The following is a 16,027-nucleotide window of genomic DNA, read 5'->3' on the forward strand; positions in this document are numbered from 1 at the left end:
TCGAGAGGCCGCGCCCATGCCCTTTTCCTTCCTGTCCTTGGCTCTGGCCGCAACCCTGGCCGTGGCTTCGCCTCCGCCCGAGCCTGTCGATGCCGCACCGGCGATCTTCCAAGACGGAGAAACCTTCCGCGACATGGACCGCAACGGTCGTCTTGATCCCTATGAGGACCACCGGCTGGACGCAGACCGGCGCGTCGCCGACCTTCTGTCGCGCATGACGCTGGAGGAAAAGGCCGGCGCGGTGATGCACGGCACGGCGCCGACGCCTCAGAGCGTCCGTGGCGGCGTCGGTGTAGCGGAAACCTATGATGTCGCGCGGTTCGAGACCCTCAACCGCCAGCGCCACATCAGCAGCGTCATCACCTGTCTCAGCGCCGCGCCCGATGTCCTGGCGGCCCAGAACAACGCGCTTCAAAGGGTCGCCAGTGGGTCGCGCCTGGGCATACCGGTGACGATCAGCACCGACCCCCGCAACCATTTCCAGCGCACCGACGGCGCCAGCCTGGCGGCGCTCGGCTTTTCGCAATGGCCGGAACCCCTGGGCTTGGCGGCATTGGATGACGCCGAGATCGTGCGTCGGTTCGGCGACGCGGCACGCCAGGAGTATCGAGCGGTCGGCATCCACATGGCCTTGTCGCCCCAGGCCGACCTGGCCACCGAGCCGCGCTGGTCCCGCATCAACGGCACTTTCGGCGAGGATCCCGCCCGTACCGGCCGCATGGTCCAGGCCTATGTCGTCGGTTTCCAGGGCGCAGCAGACGGCCTGCGCCCGGACGGGGTCGCGGCGGTTGTCAAACACTGGGTCGGATACGGCGCCGCGCCGGAAGGCTGGGACGGCCACAACTATTATGGCCGGTTCTCGCGCTTGGGCGACACCGAACTGGCGACCCACATCCAGCCCTTCCTGGGAGCCTTCGCAGCGGGCGTGGCGGGCGTCATGCCGACCTATAATATTCTGCAGGGCGTCACCCTCGACGGGGCGCCGATCGAGCCGGTCGGGGCCGGCTTCAACCACGGCCTGCTGACTACGCTGCTGCGGGATCGCTACGGCTTCAAGGGCCTGGTCGTGTCGGACTGGGCCATCACCAACGATTGCGGCGACAACTGCCGCATGGGCGCGACGCCTCACGGCTTCGGCGACATCGCCATGCCCTGGGGTGTGGAGGATCTCACCGAGACCGAGCGCTTCGCCAAGGGCATGAACGCCGGCGTCGATCAGTTCGGCGGCACCGAACAGACGGACCGGATGGTCGAGGCGGTCCACCAGGGTCTGGTTCCCGAAGCCCGTCTGGACCAGGCCGTCAGCCGAGTGCTGCGACTGAAGTTCGAACTCGGCCTGTTCGACCATCCCTTCGTCGACCCCGCTGCGGCGACGCGAATGCTGGCCGACCCGGCGCGTCAGGCCATGGCCGACGACGTCCAGCGCCGCGCCATGGTGATGCTGGAAAATCGCCTGCCCGCGCCGGTCTCGCCCGGCGCCCCCGTCTATCTGCACGGCGTCGCGCCTGAGGCGGCCCGCGCCGCCGGCCTGATCCCGGTGGACACGCCCGAGGGGGCGGATATCGCCCTGTTCCGCTTGGCCGCGCCGTTCGAGACGCCGCACCCTAACTTCTTCTTCGGTAGCCGCCAGCACGAGGGCGCTCTCGACTTCCCGGTCGACGATCCCGCCCTGGCGGACCTGCGGCGCGCAGCCGCCGCCACGCCGACGATCGTCAGCGTCTATCTGGATCGTCCCGCCGTGCTGACGTCGTTGAAGCCGCTGGCCAGCGTCCTGATCGGCGAGTTCGGCGCCTCGGACGCCGCCGTGCTGGACGTCGCCATGGGTCGGACCCACGCCGAGGGCCGGCTGCCCTTCGCCCTGCCCGCGTCGATGGATCAGGTCCGCGCCCAGGATCCCGCCCGTCCCGACGATCTGGGCGCGCTCCTCTATCCGCTCGGCTACGCCTGGATGGGACAGGCGGGCGCGCATCAGTCGTCCAGCCGTTCGAAATAGAGCGGGCGTCCCGGCCGACCGTCGGCGAAGCGCGTCTCTAGCTGCTCGGGCGCCTGGCCGGCTTCGACCCAGGCTTCCAAAGCGGCCTGCAGCCCTTGAGGTGCGGCGCCCGGCCCGCCGCCGCAGTGGCTGACGCCCGGCGCGATGAAGAGGCGGTGGAAGGCGGCGCTGTCGGGCGTCGCCCGCCTCACGGCCTCGGCGTAGGCGATGGAATCGCGCAGGGGCACGACCGGGTCGGCGCCGCCATGCCATTGGATCAGCTTGCCGCCCTTGGCGCGGAAGGCCGAAAGGTCAGGATTTTCGGCGTCGATAACCGGCGCGAGGCGCGTGTGGGCCCGGCTCCAGTCGGCGTCGAAGTCGAAGTCGCGCCACGTCCAGTCCGCATCATCGAAGGCCCATACGCGCCAGAACCCCTCACGCGCCGGACGAGTCGGATCGCGGGGATCGGCCCAATAGGCGGCCCAGCCCGCCTCGCTGCCCGGCGGCCAACCCCAGGCGATGCGCTGACCTGTCCTGGGATTTGTCGCGCCCGCATACATCCGGCGCAGGGCGGCGACCTGTTCAGTCGTCAGACAGTCGGGCCGGTCGTCTCCGGCGCAATCCAGCACCGCCGGGTCGAAGGCGCAGTCCTGCGGCGCCGTCACCCAAGGCTGGTCCGGATCATCATCCGGGCGTCGGCAGGCGGCGATCGACGCCCGGCTGATCATCGTCAGTTTGGACACCGGCAGAATCTCGCGTCCGTCGGCGTCGTGGTTCTGCACGAACTGCCAAAGGAAGGCGGCGTTCAACCGGGTGCGATAGTTGCCGGGCGCGCCCGCCAGAACCCCGTCGAAGTCGTCCGGATAGCGCTGTGCCTCCATCAGGGCCTGGTGCCCGCCGGTCGAACAGCCGTTGAAATAACTCCAGTCCGGCGCCCGGCCGTAGAAGGCGTCGACCACCGCCTTGGCCTGGACCACGCTGACATGAACGGCCCGATGACCCCAGTCCACGACCGCCTCTGGACGGCCGACGGCGAAGTCAGGATCGTCGCCCGTGTGTCCCGTGTCCGTGCCGACCGCGACCGCGCCGTCGCTGAGCGCCTCGACCATGCCGAAATAGGGCAGGGCTGAGCTGTAGCCCCCATTGCCGGACATTCGCAGCCTCCCAGCCCAGCCGTTCAGCGGCAGCCAGACCTCGAAGCCGATCTCCGACCCGACGACAGGGCGCGCCTTTCCGGTCACACGGCAGAAAGCCGGTGTTTCGGGCAGCGGCCGGTTCATGCCCGGCGGCGTCCAGGCGCCGGCGGCCACCACCTCCGTCGTGATCTCGGCGTGGTCCAGAGCGGCGCCGGCAAGGGCCTTGCATCGGTCGGGCGCCGGAGCCGTCGCGACCAGCAGGACGGAGGCCAGGCCGATCATGGCCGCGCCTCTTGGACCAGAACATCGCTGGCCTGGGCCTCGGCGATCAGCCGCTCGGCGTCCTGCGGCGTCAGGAAGTGCTGCGCCGTCAGGTCGGCTGCGGCGGCGCGGACCGCGCGAACATAGCCTTCATGGTCACCGTATCGCTCTTGCAGCGACAGGCGCGGATCGCCCGACGCCTCGCGTTCTGCGCGGGTTGGCGCGAAAGGGATGAAGCCGCCCTGGAAGCCACAGCCCTGCCCCGCGTAATAGCCGGTCGCCTGAACGTTCCATCCCAGATAGGTCCCCAGCGGCGCACGGTGCTGGACCGACATGGCGCCGACCCGTTCGTTGCCGTCGGCGTCCACGCGGGGAACACGGGAGGACACGGTGTAGCTGACCGTCGGCGGCAGTCGCGTCTGGACACCCGACAGGTCGTCGGGATCGAACCCTTCGCCGAAATCATAGTGCAGGAAGGCGTTGAACTTTCCGTCCGGCGACGCCGCGCCGGGGATGGAGGGGAAACCCATCGCGCGAGCCGTCGGTTCGACCAGTTCCCCCGCCGCCAGCGTCGGATAACGGCTGGGCGGCGGCTCGACGCCCTCGGCGACCCAAGCCATCAGTGCGCCGGTCAGTGCCCGCAGGGTGTCGGTCGTGGGATTGGGATTGCCCGGCAGAACGCAGCCATAGGTTTGCGCCCCCGCAAGGTCGAAGCCGCCTGCGCCGCCGCCGTGCGTCGTACCGGGGAAATAGTATCGCCGCACGGTGTCCGGCAGGGGAATGTCGGCGGCCGCGTCGGTCCCGACCAGGTTCGGCGACATGCGCAGCCCCCAGAATTCGGCCGAGGTGAAGGTCTCGAAGACCCTGGGACAGGTCTGGTCGCGGCTGCAGCGTGTCAGCAGGCTGGTCGGTCCCCGCCCCCGGACCTTGTCGTCATAGACGGACCACCACAGCGGCCCCTCGCTGCCGGGCTCGTAAAGGCCGGCCGCGCCGCCGGGCACAGCGAAGCGGAAGTTCAAGGGCGTGTGTCGAGCCGCGATCTGGGGGTTCAGCCCGTCGAAGACCCGGCGCCCCTGCTCGTCCGTGTTGAATCCCAGGTGCAGGAAGCTGCGGAGGAAGTTGCCCGCCTGGCTGACCCCGACGCCAATCGTCCATCGCACCCCGCCCGCCAGCGGATTGCCGTCCTCTTCGCCCGCATGGCGCAGGAAGGCGACCAGATCCCGGGTCGCGGCGAAACCGACGCCCAGCACCGGCGGGTCCTTCGCTGTATAGGTCAGCTCATAGGCGTAGGCCGGGTCGAAGCCGTCGCGCAGGCACAACTTCGTCGGGTCAGGCACGCCTGGAAACGGCGTTTCGGCGCAGTCGGCGAAGGCCCAGCCGCCGCTCGACACCGTCTCTGCCTGTGCGTCGTCGCTGCGCTTGCGGACCAGCGTCGCCTCCGTCGTCTCAAGGCTGAGCGGCAGCGGCTTCGCCGCGCCGCCGCCGAGGCCGCCGCGAATAGGCAGGGTCAGGGTTCCGGCCGGCGCATCGACGAACCGTACCAGCACAGACCCGGTCAGCGGTCCGCCGTCGGCCGCGTGTGCGACCGGAACCTGAAGCGTCTGCAGGGATGGCGCAGGCGCAATGTCGCCCTGCCAGCCGCTGGCGACGTGGATGTGCCCCTCAGGATCACCGCCCAACCGCATATTGCCTCGGTTGGGCACGTCGTAGAACAGAAAGCCGCTCCGACGCGCCCGATCAACCGGCCGGCTGAAGGCGAAGGTGGCGGCGTAGTCGATCTTGCCGCGCGCATTCCGAGGCGCGAGCGCCAGATCGGTGATCAGGGCGTTTCGGGGATCGGCAGGATCCAGTTCGCCCTCGAACCGCCCCGAGACCTTTTCGTAGGCGCCGGCCCGGCCGAAGTCACCGTCGATCGGCGCTCGCGTCTCGATCGTCAACCGGGTCACCTCGGCCTGGGCGGCGGGCGCGGTCAGCAGGGTGAAGGCGACGGCCGACGTGATCAAACGTTTCATCACAGGGCTCCGGTAAGGGCGGCGACCACAGTCATGACCAAGGTGGTTCCGAACGCCCATTTGAAGACGAACCGCTGGTGATCGCGCAGGGTCACGCCGGACAGGCCGATCAGGATGAAGGTCGAGGCGGTCAGCGGGCTGAGCGGAAAGCCGGTCGTCATCTGCCCCATCAGAGCGGCCCGGCCGATGGCGACGGGATCGTGCCCCACGGTCGCCGCCGTCTCGGCGAAGACCGGAAGAACCCCGAAATAATAGGCGTCGGGCGTGAAGACGAGGCTCAACGGCATGCTGGTGACGGCAACCAGTCCGCTCAGCCAGGGCGTCAGGAAGGACGGCATGACGCCGGCCAGAACCCGGGCCATCGCCTCGATCATCCCCGTCCCGTTCAGCACTCCGGTGAACACGCCCGCGGCCAGGATCATTGAGACGACCAGGACCACGCTGGCGGCATGACTGGCCAGTTGCGCCTGTTGCGCCTCCCAGCCGCGCCGGTTGACCGGGAGGGCGATCGCGAAGGCGATCATGAACAAGAGGAAGGGCGGAATGGCCGGCACGGGCACGACTTCGGCGTAAAGATCACGGAACAGCAGCACGATCAACGCCACCGTCAGGACCGCATTGAAGATGAACAGCCTGTCCACGCGCACGGGTTCGCGCTCCGTGGGCTCGGCGGGCGCGACGACGCCGGCGCCGACGACCGCCAGCCGTCGCCGCTCGCCCCGCCCCATCAGGAAGGCCGCCAGGAAGACCCACGCGATCCCCGCAAGCATCGCCGGCAGCAACGGAAGAAAGACCTGCTCTACCCCCGCGTCCAGCGCCGTCATCGCCCGCGCGGTCGGGCCGCCCCACGGCAACAGGTTCATCACCCCCGCCGACAAAGCGACGACGGCCGGCAGAATGAGGGGGTTCATACCCAGACGACGGTGCACAGGCAGAAGCGCTGTGATCGAGATCAGGAAGGTCGTCGCCCCGTCCCCGTCCAGGGCCACCAGCATCGGCAGGGCGGCTGTAGCCAGGCACAGCCGCACCGGATCGCCCCGCACCAGCCCGACCAGAGCGCGCACGATCGGCTCGAACAGGCCGACGTCGATCATCAATCCGAAATAAAGGACCGCGAACATCATCAGCGCCGCCACCGGCGCCACGGTCCTCAGGCCGTCGCCCGTCATCTCGGCCAGACCGCCGCCGAAGCCGCCGACCAGCGCGGCGACCACCGGCACGAGCACCAGCGCCGCCAGCACCGGCGTTCGCGTGAGCAGGATCAGCGCCAGAAAGACGCCGATCGTCACGAAGCCCAACACCGCCAGATCCAAAACCCTATCCTCCCCCGAGCGTCGCGGACTTCCGCCGCGTTCGCTCAATCCTCCAGTTCGACGCCGAGCAGCCAGGCTCCCAGACATTTGCCGTGCGCGTCCAGCGACGCCGAACGCGTGACGCCTCCCGCCAGGGCGCCCTCGATGACGAAATTCAGCGCCTTGAGACCCGGCAGCTCATGCCTGCGGATCGGATGATCAGGCTCAAGACACAGCCGCGCGCGCACCCGGTCTTCGGTCAGACCGCGCTGAAGACGATAATAGTCCTCCGCCCGATAGGCGATGACGGCGATGTTGGACACGTCGCCCTTGTCGCCTGTTCTCGCATGCGCCAGTTCACGCAACAGCATCAGCTGACCTCCCAATACAGAGTTTGCGACACCTCTCGGCGATCGATCAGGCCGGAAACGATGCCGATGACCGGCCGCACCGACGTGGACACGCCGCCGCCGCCGGACGGACCATTGGTGTAGAGCGCCGCCACCTCGCGCCCCACGCGCCGCGCATCGGCCTCGGTGCTCATGCGGCAGGCGGCGCGAGCGCGCACTTCGCTGGGCGCCGTCACGGCGGCGGCGCCTCTCGCTACGGCGTCGATCCCAATCAAATCGAAACGTGCGTCCAGCGGCTCCAGGCCGCACAGGGCCAGCCGCTCGTCCACGATCGACAAGGCCAGATGGGCGCGCTCGACGCAGCCGGGACCGGCGTATGAAATCTGTCCCTCGCCCAGCCAGCCGTCGTCCACACCGACCGAGACCTTCAGCTTCCTGGGACTCGGTCCACCCCCGCCGCCGCTCAGGGCCACCCTGTCGTCGCCCAGGTCAGTAAAGACGATGGTGCTGAAGTCTGCCGTCACATCGGGCGTCAGATAGGCCTGAGGATCGTGGAGTTCGTACAACAATTGCTCCGTGCAGGTGGCGACCGAGACGCGCCCGCCCGTGTTCTCAAGCTTGCCCAGAACCGCAGACCCGTCGTCGCGCACCTCAGCGATGGGGAAGCCCAGACGCGCCAGATCGGCGACGTCCTTGAATCCCGGATCTGCGAAATAGCCGCCCGTCAGTTGCCCCGCGCACTCCAGTAGGTGACCAACGGCGGTCCCACGCCCCAGCCGGTCCCAATCGTCCGCCCCCCAACCGAAGGCATGGACCATAGGGCCCAAGAAGAGCGACGGATCGGCCACTCGCCCGGTCAGGACAATATGGGCGCCCTCGTCCAGCGCCTGGGCGATCGCCTCATGTCCCAGATAGGCGTTGGCTGACACCACGTCCTCGGTCGGCGGCGGCTCCTGCCCAAACGGCTCCAGTTCATCGATCCGGTCGCGCACATCGTCGCCGACGACGGCAGCGATCTTCAAGCCGACAAGGCCCAGGTCTCGCGCCACCTCGGCCGCCCGCCGCGCCGCGCCCTGCGGATTGGCTGCGCCCATGTTGCTGACGATCCGCGTGCCATTGAGATAGCAGGCCGGCAGCACTGCACGCAGGCGTTCCTCAAGCAAGGGATCGTAGCCGCCGGCCTGGTCCGCCTGACGCGCGGCGACCGCCAGAGCGATCGTCCGCTCCGCCAAGCATTCGAACACCAGGAAGTCCAGTTGTCCCCGCTCGGCCAGATCGACCGCAGGATCGATCCTGTCCTCCGAAAAGCCCGCCCCCGAGCCGATGCGTATCGCCATCCCCATGAGGTCATCAGGACGCAAGCCTGCGCCGGACGCAAAGACTAATGATGGATCGCGCTATGCACAAAGCGCATGACAGCAGCCCTCATCATGCTAGAAACACCCATGCCGCTTAATCTGCGCGACCTTCAACACTTCCTCGCCATCGCTGAAACCGGCAGTTTCACCGAGGCTGGCGCGCGCCGCGCCCTGTCTCAGCCCGCATTGAGCCGCGCCATTCGCCAGTTGGAAGACCGGTTGGGCGATCGCCTGTTTGACAGGGACGGTCGCGGCGCGCGGCTTTCGCCTGCGGGCGCGCGGCTGATGCCGATAGCGGTCCGCTTGGTGCGAGAAGCCGAACTGGGGCTGGAAGACGTCTCGGCCTTCATCAAGGGATCGCGCGGCCGGCTCTGCGTCGCCGCCCTGCCCTCGCTGGCCGCAACGCTTCTGCCCGGTCCGCTCGCCGCCTTTCAGGCGGAATATCCGGACATCGACGTCAAGATTCTTGACGGTCTGGCGATGAATGTCGAAACCGCTGTCCTGGAGGGCCACGCCGACCTCGGCCTGACCATACGCCCTCTACCCGACGTCGATCTGGCCTATCAGGAATTGCAGGAAGACCTCTTCGGCGCCGTGCGCGCCAACGACCGCCAAAGCCCTGACACCATCGACACCTGGGCCGACCTGGCGCAGGTGCCCTTCATCGCCATGGCCCTCCGCAGCAGCGTCCGCCAGGCCACCGACCAAGCTTTCCTTCAAGCCGGCGTCTTCGTGCGTCCCCTTTACGAATGCGGCCACCTCGCCACGGTCGGCGCTCTCGTGGGTCGAGGGTTAGGCGTCACCGCCCTGCCGCAGCTGACCCTGCGGCTCCTGCCCGAGCCGGATCTTTCATGGACCACCTTAGATGCGCCGATAACCAAACGGTCCGTCGGCTTCGTCATCCGCCCCGACCGGCGCTCCCCCACCGTCGAAGCGATGATCCGACATCTGGCCACATAAAATAATGCTGCGCCAAACCCCCGGCGGGTAGGTGGTACCTTAGTAACGTTAGAAGTCGGAAGGTGTGATTGGGAGCGCGAGGCAGGTCGTCCCTCGCCGTCTACCACCGTAGGGCTACGGGATCGCGCCGTCCGAACCCGAGCGCTAATGTCACCCCATGGTCAACGAAACCTCTCGTCAGAGACCTCACCCGCATGCCCCCCTCACTCCCACTCGATGGTCCCCGGCGGCTTCGACGTCACGTCATAGACCACCCGGTTCACGCCGCGCACTTCGTTGATGATGCGCGTCGCGGTCTTTGCGAGGACGTCCCAGGGGAACTGGTAAAAGTCGGCGGTCATGCCGTCGGTGGAGGAGACGGCGCGCAGGGCCAGGACCTTTTCGTAGGTGCGGGCGTCGCCCATGACGCCTACGGTCTTGACCGGCAGCAGGACGGCGAAGGCCTGCCAGATGTCGTCGTACAGACCCGCCTTGCGGATCTCATCCAGATAGATGGCGTCGGCCTGTTGCAGGGTCTCGACCGCCTCGGGCGTGATTTCGCCGGGAATGCGGATGGCCAGGCCCGGTCCGGGGAACGGATGACGACCCACGAAGGCGTCCGTAAGTCCCAGTTCGCGGCCCAGGGCGCGGACCTCGTCCTTGAACAGTTCGCGCAGGGGCTCGACCAGTTTCAGCTTCATATAGTCGGGCAGGCCGCCGACATTGTGGTGGCTCTTGATCACATGGGCCTTGCCGCTGGACGAGGAGACGCTCTCGATCACGTCTGGATAGAGGGTGCCCTGGGCCAGGAATTCGGCGCCCTCGATCTTGCCGGCCTCACGGTCGAAGATCTCGATGAAGACGCGGCCGATGATCTTGCGCTTGGTTTCCGGGTCCGACTGGCCCGCCAGCTCGCCCAGAAATTCCTTCGACGCATCAACATGCACCAGCGGGATATTGTAGTGCTCACGGAACAGGGTAGTGACCTGGGTCGCCTCGTCCTTGCGCAGCAGGCCGGTGTCCACGAAGACGCAGGTCAGCTGATCGCCGATGGCCTCGTGGATCAGCACGGCGGCGACCGAACTGTCGACGCCGCCCGACAGGCCGCAGATCACCTTGGCGTCGCCGACCTGTTCGCGGATCTGGGCGATCTTCTCGTCGCGATAGGCGGCCATGGTCCAGTCGCCCTTCAGCCCGGCGATGCCGTGGGTGAAGTTCTTCAGCATCTGGTGGCCGCGCGGGGTGTGCATCACCTCGGGGTGGAACTGCACGCCGTAGAAGCGGCGGGTCTCGTCGGCGATCACCGCATAAGGCGACCCGGCCGAAGAGGCGACGACGTCGAAGCCCTCGGGGATGGCGACGATCTTGTCGCCGTGGCTCATCCAGACCGTCTCCTCCTCGCCGACCGGGGCCAGGTCGGCCAGCAGGGGCGAGGTCTTCTCGACGGTGATCTCGGCGCGGCCGAACTCGCGGGTGTGGCCGCCCTCGACCTTGCCGCCCAGCTGTTCGCACATGGTCATCTCGCCGTAGCAGATGCCCAGCACCGGCACGCCGGCCTCGAACACGGCCTGGGGCGCGCGGGGGCTGCCCTCCTCGTGCACGCTCTCGGGACCGCCCGACAGGATGATGGCCGCCGGGTTCATGGTCGCCAGGGCGGCCTCGGCCTTCTGGAAAGGATGGATCTCGCAATAGACGCTGGCCTCGCGCAGGCGGCGCGCGATCAGCTGCGTCACCTGGCTGCCGAAGTCGATGATGAGGACCTTCTGGTGGTCGTGCGGCGTGGTCATGGCGTGATCGAATCCGGGGAGAGTTGCGCGGGGTCTTGGCCTTCAAAGGCCGGAATTTCAAGGGCGGCGAGGCCGTCGGCCTCCAGCACGGCGATCAGACGGTCCAGGGCGGCGGCCAGGTTCTCGTCCACATGATGCAGGGTCGAGGTCCAGTCCTCCAGCGCCTTCAACTCGGCACGGCCGTCAGACACGCCGCGCAGGGCGATCAGAGGCACACCGAAGGTCTGGGCCGACCGGACCAGGGCCCAGGTCTCCATGTCCACCATCTCGGCGTCTATGGCGTCATAGGCGGCGCCGGAGACGACATTGGCCCCGGTCGATAGGGTCGCGGTCGGCACGCCCGGGATGGGGCACGGCAGGGGCAGGATCGCAGGCTGGTCCAGCAGCGGCGTCACGCCCTTGGCGAAACCTAGGGCGCTGGCGTCCATGTCGCGATAGGTGACCGACGCGGCCTGATAGACGGCGGCGTGGTCCAGCACCCGCGAGCCGCACGACCCCAGCGACACGATCAGGTCCGGCAGGTCGCCCGCCGCCTCCAGCCGCGCCAGGGCGGCGGTCAGGGCGACAGCGGCCTCGACCGGGCCGACGCCGGTCATCAGGGGCTGGATACGGGCTTGCAGATGCAGGCCATATTCGGCTGGCGCGGCCATGACGCACAGGACGGACACGGATCCGAACCGGTGCAAGCCGTGGCTCACTTACGCGACCCCGTCAGATAGGTGTTCTCAAGCCAGAGATTACGCTCAGCCGTCCAGGTCAGCAGGCAGTCGGTCCGGGCGGCCCTCGCCAAGGCCGGGTCGGACTGATCCGCCGCGCGGCTATCGCAGGCCGCGTCGCGCGCCCGGATCCAGGCGCGTTGGCGGTCGCGCAGTTGCAGCGTCTCGGCCCGGTCCAGGCCCTGACGCGCCGCACGATAGGCGGCGTTCAAGAAGCGATCCTCGTTCGCCAGGGCGTTGTCGAGACAGGCCTGCAAACCCGCGCCCTTGGACTGCGACTGACAGCTGAAATAGGCGTCCGAGCGATCCTGAACCGCAATGGGGCCGGCGGTCAGCGCAAGGACCAGCGACAGGATCATGCCGTGCGCTCGTACACGGCGGCGAAGAAGCCGTCGGTGTCCGCCGTGGCCGGCGACAGGCGCAGACGCGCGCCCGAGGCCAGTTCGGCGAGCTTCGTCCGGGCGGCGGCGCTCAGTTGCGGCGCGGACAGTAGATCGGCGACCGGGACCGGGCGGAACTCAGGGTTTGCCGCCTCGAAGGCGTCGGCGCTGGCCTCGTTCTCGCGCGCCAGCATCGAACAGGTGACATAGACCAGACGGCCGCCCGGCTTCACCAGCTTGGTCGCCTGGCTCAGGATGCGGACCTGCAGGGCGTGCAGCTTCTCGACCTCTTCGGTCGTCAGACGCCAGGCGTCCTCGGGCCGGCGGCGCCAGGTGCCCGAACCCGAACAAGGCGCGTCCACGAAGACCAGATCGGCCTGGCCGTTGACCGCCTCCAGCCCGCCGCCGTTTTGGCCGATCAGCACCAGCTCGGCTTCGACGCCCGCGCGTTTCAGGCGGGGACGGATGTTCTCCAGCCGCTTGTTGACGACGTCCGCAGCGATCAGCTTGCCCTGCCCCCTCATGGCCTGCGCCAGACCCAGGGTCTTGCCGCCGCCGCCGGCGCAGTAATCCACAACGGTCGTGCCCGGTTCAGCCCCGGCCAGCCAGCAGACGACCTGGCTGCCTTCGTCTTGGATCTCGAACTTACCGGCCTTGAAGCCGTCCAGGGCCTGGATGTTGGGCGGCGGTTCCGACGGGACGCGCAGGCCCAGAACGGACCAGGGGGTGCGAGACACCTCAAGCCCAGCGGCCCGCAGCTCGGCCTCGACCTCTTCCACCGTAGCGGCCGCATCATTGACCCGCAGGTCGATGGGCGCGCGCGGCGTCATCAAGGCGTGGGCTTCTTCGGCCCAGCGGTCGCCGAAGGTGGCCTTGAAATCCTCGACCACGAACTCCGGCAGACCCGCCGCGACCCAGCCGGGAACTTCGCCTTGCCCCGCCGTGATCCGGCTCCGCTCCTGTTTCGACAGCGGGCGCGGACCATAGCCGTCGCCTGAGTGCAGGGCCTCGATCTCTTCCAGCGAAAGGCCGTCGATGGCGTGCAGCGAACCGATCACCAGGGCCCTGCCGTCCTCGCGCCCGCCCATGATCCACGACAGGCGGCCGCGCGCGCGCAGCACCTTGTAGACATGATCGGCGATGGCCCGCCGATCCTTGGACCCGGCGTATCTGTTGGCGGCCCCCCAGGCCTTCAGGACGGTTTCGGCCGGTTGGCGGCCCTGGGCCATGGAGTCCAGGATGGAGGCGGCGGCGGCGAGGCGGGCGGCTGGGGTCAATTCAGGCTTTCAGGAAAAACAGGGACGCCAGGACCATGACCAGTCCCGCAAGCGAGACCACCCAGACCAGCGACCGGACATAGGGGACGCCAAAGGCGTAAAGGGGCACATAGACGACGCGCGCCCAGAAATAGAGCGCCGTCCCCCACAGGGTCAGCGGGCCGGCCGCGCCGATCACATGGGCGATCAGCACGGCGCCGATGAACAGCGGCAGGGTCTCGAACAGGTTGGCCTGGGCCCGCTCCAGACGGCCGGTCAGCGGCTTCGTCGCCGCCGGCGTCTCGTCGCGCGGACCCGCATTCCACTTCGAGCCGAACTCGACCGTCCGCGCCCCGGCCGGCAGGAAGATCTGCACCAGCGCCAGGATCAAGGTCAGGGCCAGATAGGTCAGTTCGGTCGTCATGGCCTTATCCCTGTCTGTAGTTCGGCGCCTCGCGCGTGATCATCACGTCGTGGACGTGGCTCTCCCGCAGGCCCGCGCCGGTGATGCGCACAAAGTGCGCACGTTCCTGGAAGTCGGCGATGGTGCCGGCGCCGACATAGCCCATGGAGGCGCGCAAGCCGCCGACCATCTGGTGCAGGACGGGCGAAATCGGCCCCTTGTAGGGCGTCTGGCCCTCAATGCCCTCGGGCACCAGCTTCTCGGACGAGACTTCTTTCTGGAAATAGCGATCCGCCGATCCGCGCGCCATGGCGCCCACCGAACCCATGCCGCGATACGACTTGTAGCTGCGCCCCTGGTACAGGAAGACCTCGCCGGGGCTTTCGTCGGTGCCCGCGAACATCGAGCCCATCATGGCCACGTTCGCTCCGGCCGCGATAGCCTTAGCCAGGTCGCCCGAATATTTGATCCCGCCGTCGGCGATGACCGAGGCGCCCGTGCCGCGTGCGGCCCGCGCCGAGTCCATCACGGCCGTCAGCTGCGGCACGCCCACGCCCGCGACGATGCGGGTCGTGCAGATGCTGCCCGGACCGATGCCGACCTTCACCGCATCCGCGCCCGCGTCGATCAGGGCGCGCGTCGCATCATAGGTGGCGACGTTGCCGGCGATGATCTGCAGCCGGTTGTTTTCGCGCTTGATCCGCTCGACCACCTGGGCGACCGAGGCCGAATGACCGTGTGCGGTGTCGATCACCACCACGTCGCAACCCGCCTCGGCCAGGGCCATGGCCCGCTCGTAGCCGGCGTCGCCGACCGTCGAGGCCGCCCCGACCAGCAGACGACCCTGGTCGTCCTTGGCCGCGTGGGGGAAGGCCTGGGCCTTCTCGATGTCCTTCATGGTGATCAGGCCGACGGCCCGGTAATCCTCGTCCACCACGACGACGCGCTCGATCTTGCGGGTCTTCAGCAGTTGGCGCGCCTCTTCCCGTCCCGCGCTCTCGCCCACCGTGATCAGGTCGCCCGTGGTCATCAGCGAGGCGGCCGTGACGTTCAGATCGCTCTCGAACCGCATGTCCCGGTGGGTCAGCATCCCGACCAGCTTTCCGGTCGCCGGATCGACGACGGGGAAGCCGGTGATCTTCTTGCGCGCGACGATCTCGCGCACTTCGCCCAGGGTCGTCTGCGGGCCGACGGTCACGGGATTGACCACCATGCCGCTCTCATAACGCTTCACGGCGCGGACCTGATCGGCCTGTTCCTCGATGGTCATGTTGCGGTGCAGAACGCCCAGGCCGCCGGACTGGGCCATGGCGATGGCCAGGCGGCTTTCGGTCACCGTGTCCATGGCCGAGGACAGCAGCGGGATGTTCAGTCTGATGTCGCGTGTCAGCTGGGTCGAGACATCGACCATCGCCGGCATGAACTCGGAAGCGCCGGGTTCGAGCAAAACATCGTCGAAGGTCAGTCCTTCGCGTATCTCCATAGGGAGTCTCCGTTTTGCGGGCCGCGTATAACGGGCGGCGGGGGGCCACGGCAAGGGTCTTGCGGCTTATGGACCCAATAGATTTTATTGCTTTGCAACCGGCGGGGCGGATTACCATTCTCCCTGCATGGTCGGCGTCATCCTCAGCACCGCGCGCAAACTGGCTCTGAAGATCGCCAGCTATGGCGTCATGCACCTTGTCGTAGCCATCTTGGTTGCCTTCGCCATCACGCGGGATTGGCGCATCGCCTTAGCCGTGGGCATGGTCGAGCCGATCTTCCAGACCATCGCCTACACCGTCCACGACCGCGTCTGGCACAAGGTCGAGCGCCGACGGATGGCGTCCAATATCGAAGAGGCGACGGAAGCCTTCACCGCCCGCCTCGACATCATGTCGCCCGAGGAGCAGCAGCGTTCGCACGACGCCCACGGTCATCGCGGCCACAGCCACGCCCTGCCCCGCTCCTTCAAACAGGTCGCGCTGAAGACCGTGACCTATGGCGTCATGCACTTCGCCGTCGCGGTCACGGTCGCCTACGCCCTGACAAACGACATCCGCACGGCCCTCGCCATCGGCATGATCGAACCGCTGGTCCAGACCGTCTTCTTCACCCTGCACGACCGCATCTGGGCCAGGATCGAAGACCGCCGGGCGCGTGAGAGCACGGCGACCGCCTGACGC

The 16,027-nt window shown here is 68.0% G+C and carries 14 protein-coding genes; 3 read left to right on the forward strand and 11 right to left on the reverse strand.

Going from position 1 to position 16,027, the window contains the following annotated elements; all coding sequences use genetic code 11:
• The first annotated feature begins 16 nt into the window (after positions 1 to 16).
• Positions 17 to 1,993 (forward strand): glycoside hydrolase family 3 protein, encoded by a 1,977-nt coding sequence (locus EGY25_RS00715; protein ID WP_135193144.1) that lies wholly within the window; start codon positions 17 to 19, stop codon positions 1,991 to 1,993.
• On the opposite strand, the gene EGY25_RS00720 is transcribed toward EGY25_RS00715, so the two are convergent.
• From EGY25_RS00720 to EGY25_RS00740, 5 genes are read right to left on the reverse strand one after another with little or no spacing between them, the layout of a single operon-like run.
• Positions 1,969 to 3,390 (reverse strand): tannase/feruloyl esterase family alpha/beta hydrolase, encoded by a 1,422-nt coding sequence (locus tag EGY25_RS00720; protein WP_135193145.1) that lies wholly within the window; start codon positions 3,388 to 3,390, stop codon positions 1,969 to 1,971. The two genes, EGY25_RS00715 and EGY25_RS00720, sit on opposite strands and share 25 nt — an antisense overlap.
• Positions 3,387 to 5,381 (reverse strand): alpha/beta hydrolase domain-containing protein, encoded by a 1,995-nt coding sequence (locus EGY25_RS00725; RefSeq protein WP_135193146.1) that lies wholly within the window; start codon positions 5,379 to 5,381, stop codon positions 3,387 to 3,389. The genes EGY25_RS00720 and EGY25_RS00725 overlap by 4 nt, the downstream gene beginning before the upstream one ends.
• Complete coding sequence (locus EGY25_RS00730; protein ID WP_209307923.1) at positions 5,381 to 6,694, reverse strand: CitMHS family transporter; 1,314 nt, start codon at positions 6,692 to 6,694, stop codon at positions 5,381 to 5,383. The genes EGY25_RS00725 and EGY25_RS00730 overlap by 1 nt, the downstream gene beginning before the upstream one ends.
• A gap of 44 nt (positions 6,695 to 6,738) precedes the next feature.
• On the reverse strand, positions 6,739 to 7,044 hold the full coding sequence (locus EGY25_RS00735; RefSeq protein ID WP_135193148.1) for an AtuA-related protein: 306 nt from the start codon (positions 7,042 to 7,044) through the stop codon (positions 6,739 to 6,741).
• Complete coding sequence (locus EGY25_RS00740) at positions 7,044 to 8,360, reverse strand: acyclic terpene utilization AtuA family protein (RefSeq protein ID WP_245159284.1); 1,317 nt, start codon at positions 8,358 to 8,360, stop codon at positions 7,044 to 7,046. Before EGY25_RS00740 ends, EGY25_RS00735 begins: the two co-directional genes overlap by 1 nt.
• A 108-nt stretch (positions 8,361 to 8,468) precedes the next feature.
• Here EGY25_RS00740 and EGY25_RS00745 point away from each other — a divergent pair, with 108 nt between their 5' ends.
• Positions 8,469 to 9,341 (forward strand): LysR family transcriptional regulator, encoded by an 873-nt coding sequence (locus EGY25_RS00745; protein WP_167762438.1) that lies wholly within the window; start codon positions 8,469 to 8,471, stop codon positions 9,339 to 9,341.
• 203 nt (positions 9,342 to 9,544) lie between these two features.
• Here the strand turns inward: EGY25_RS00745 and guaA are convergent, their stop codons facing one another.
• From guaA to guaB, 6 genes are read right to left on the reverse strand one after another with little or no spacing between them, the layout of a single operon-like run.
• On the reverse strand, positions 9,545 to 11,107 hold the full coding sequence (gene guaA, locus EGY25_RS00750) for a glutamine-hydrolyzing GMP synthase (RefSeq protein WP_135193151.1): 1,563 nt from the start codon (positions 11,105 to 11,107) through the stop codon (positions 9,545 to 9,547).
• Positions 11,104 to 11,805 (reverse strand): 5'-methylthioadenosine/S-adenosylhomocysteine nucleosidase, encoded by a 702-nt coding sequence (locus tag EGY25_RS00755; RefSeq protein ID WP_135193152.1) that lies wholly within the window; start codon positions 11,803 to 11,805, stop codon positions 11,104 to 11,106. Before EGY25_RS00755 ends, guaA begins: the two co-directional genes overlap by 4 nt.
• Positions 11,802 to 12,182: a lysozyme inhibitor LprI family protein gene (locus EGY25_RS00760; protein WP_135193153.1), complete on the reverse strand. Its 381-nt coding sequence runs from the start codon at positions 12,180 to 12,182 to the stop codon at positions 11,802 to 11,804. The genes EGY25_RS00755 and EGY25_RS00760 overlap by 4 nt, the downstream gene beginning before the upstream one ends.
• Positions 12,179 to 13,480, reverse strand: a complete 1,302-nt coding sequence (locus EGY25_RS00765; protein ID WP_135193154.1) for an RsmB/NOP family class I SAM-dependent RNA methyltransferase — start codon at positions 13,478 to 13,480, stop codon at positions 12,179 to 12,181. The genes EGY25_RS00760 and EGY25_RS00765 overlap by 4 nt, the downstream gene beginning before the upstream one ends.
• A gap of 1 nt (position 13,481) precedes the next feature.
• Positions 13,482 to 13,883 carry an MAPEG family protein gene (locus EGY25_RS00770; protein ID WP_135193155.1) on the reverse strand — a complete coding sequence of 134 codons (402 nt, stop codon included), beginning with the start codon at positions 13,881 to 13,883 and terminating at the stop codon, positions 13,482 to 13,484.
• 4 nt (positions 13,884 to 13,887) lie between these two features.
• The gene (gene guaB / locus EGY25_RS00775; protein WP_135193156.1) at positions 13,888 to 15,345 is read right to left on the reverse strand and encodes an IMP dehydrogenase; all 1,458 of its coding nucleotides are present in this window, start codon (positions 15,343 to 15,345) and stop codon (positions 13,888 to 13,890) included.
• A gap of 127 nt (positions 15,346 to 15,472) precedes the next feature.
• On the opposite strand from guaB, the gene EGY25_RS00780 reads away from it, so the two are divergent.
• The gene (locus tag EGY25_RS00780) at positions 15,473 to 16,024 is read left to right on the forward strand and encodes a DUF2061 domain-containing protein (protein WP_135193157.1); all 552 of its coding nucleotides are present in this window, start codon (positions 15,473 to 15,475) and stop codon (positions 16,022 to 16,024) included.
• Positions 16,025 to 16,027: the final 3 nt, after the last annotated feature.

The sequence above is a fragment of the Brevundimonas intermedia genome, from assembly GCF_004614235.1.
Taxonomy (GTDB): domain Bacteria; phylum Pseudomonadota; class Alphaproteobacteria; order Caulobacterales; family Caulobacteraceae; genus Brevundimonas; species Brevundimonas intermedia_A.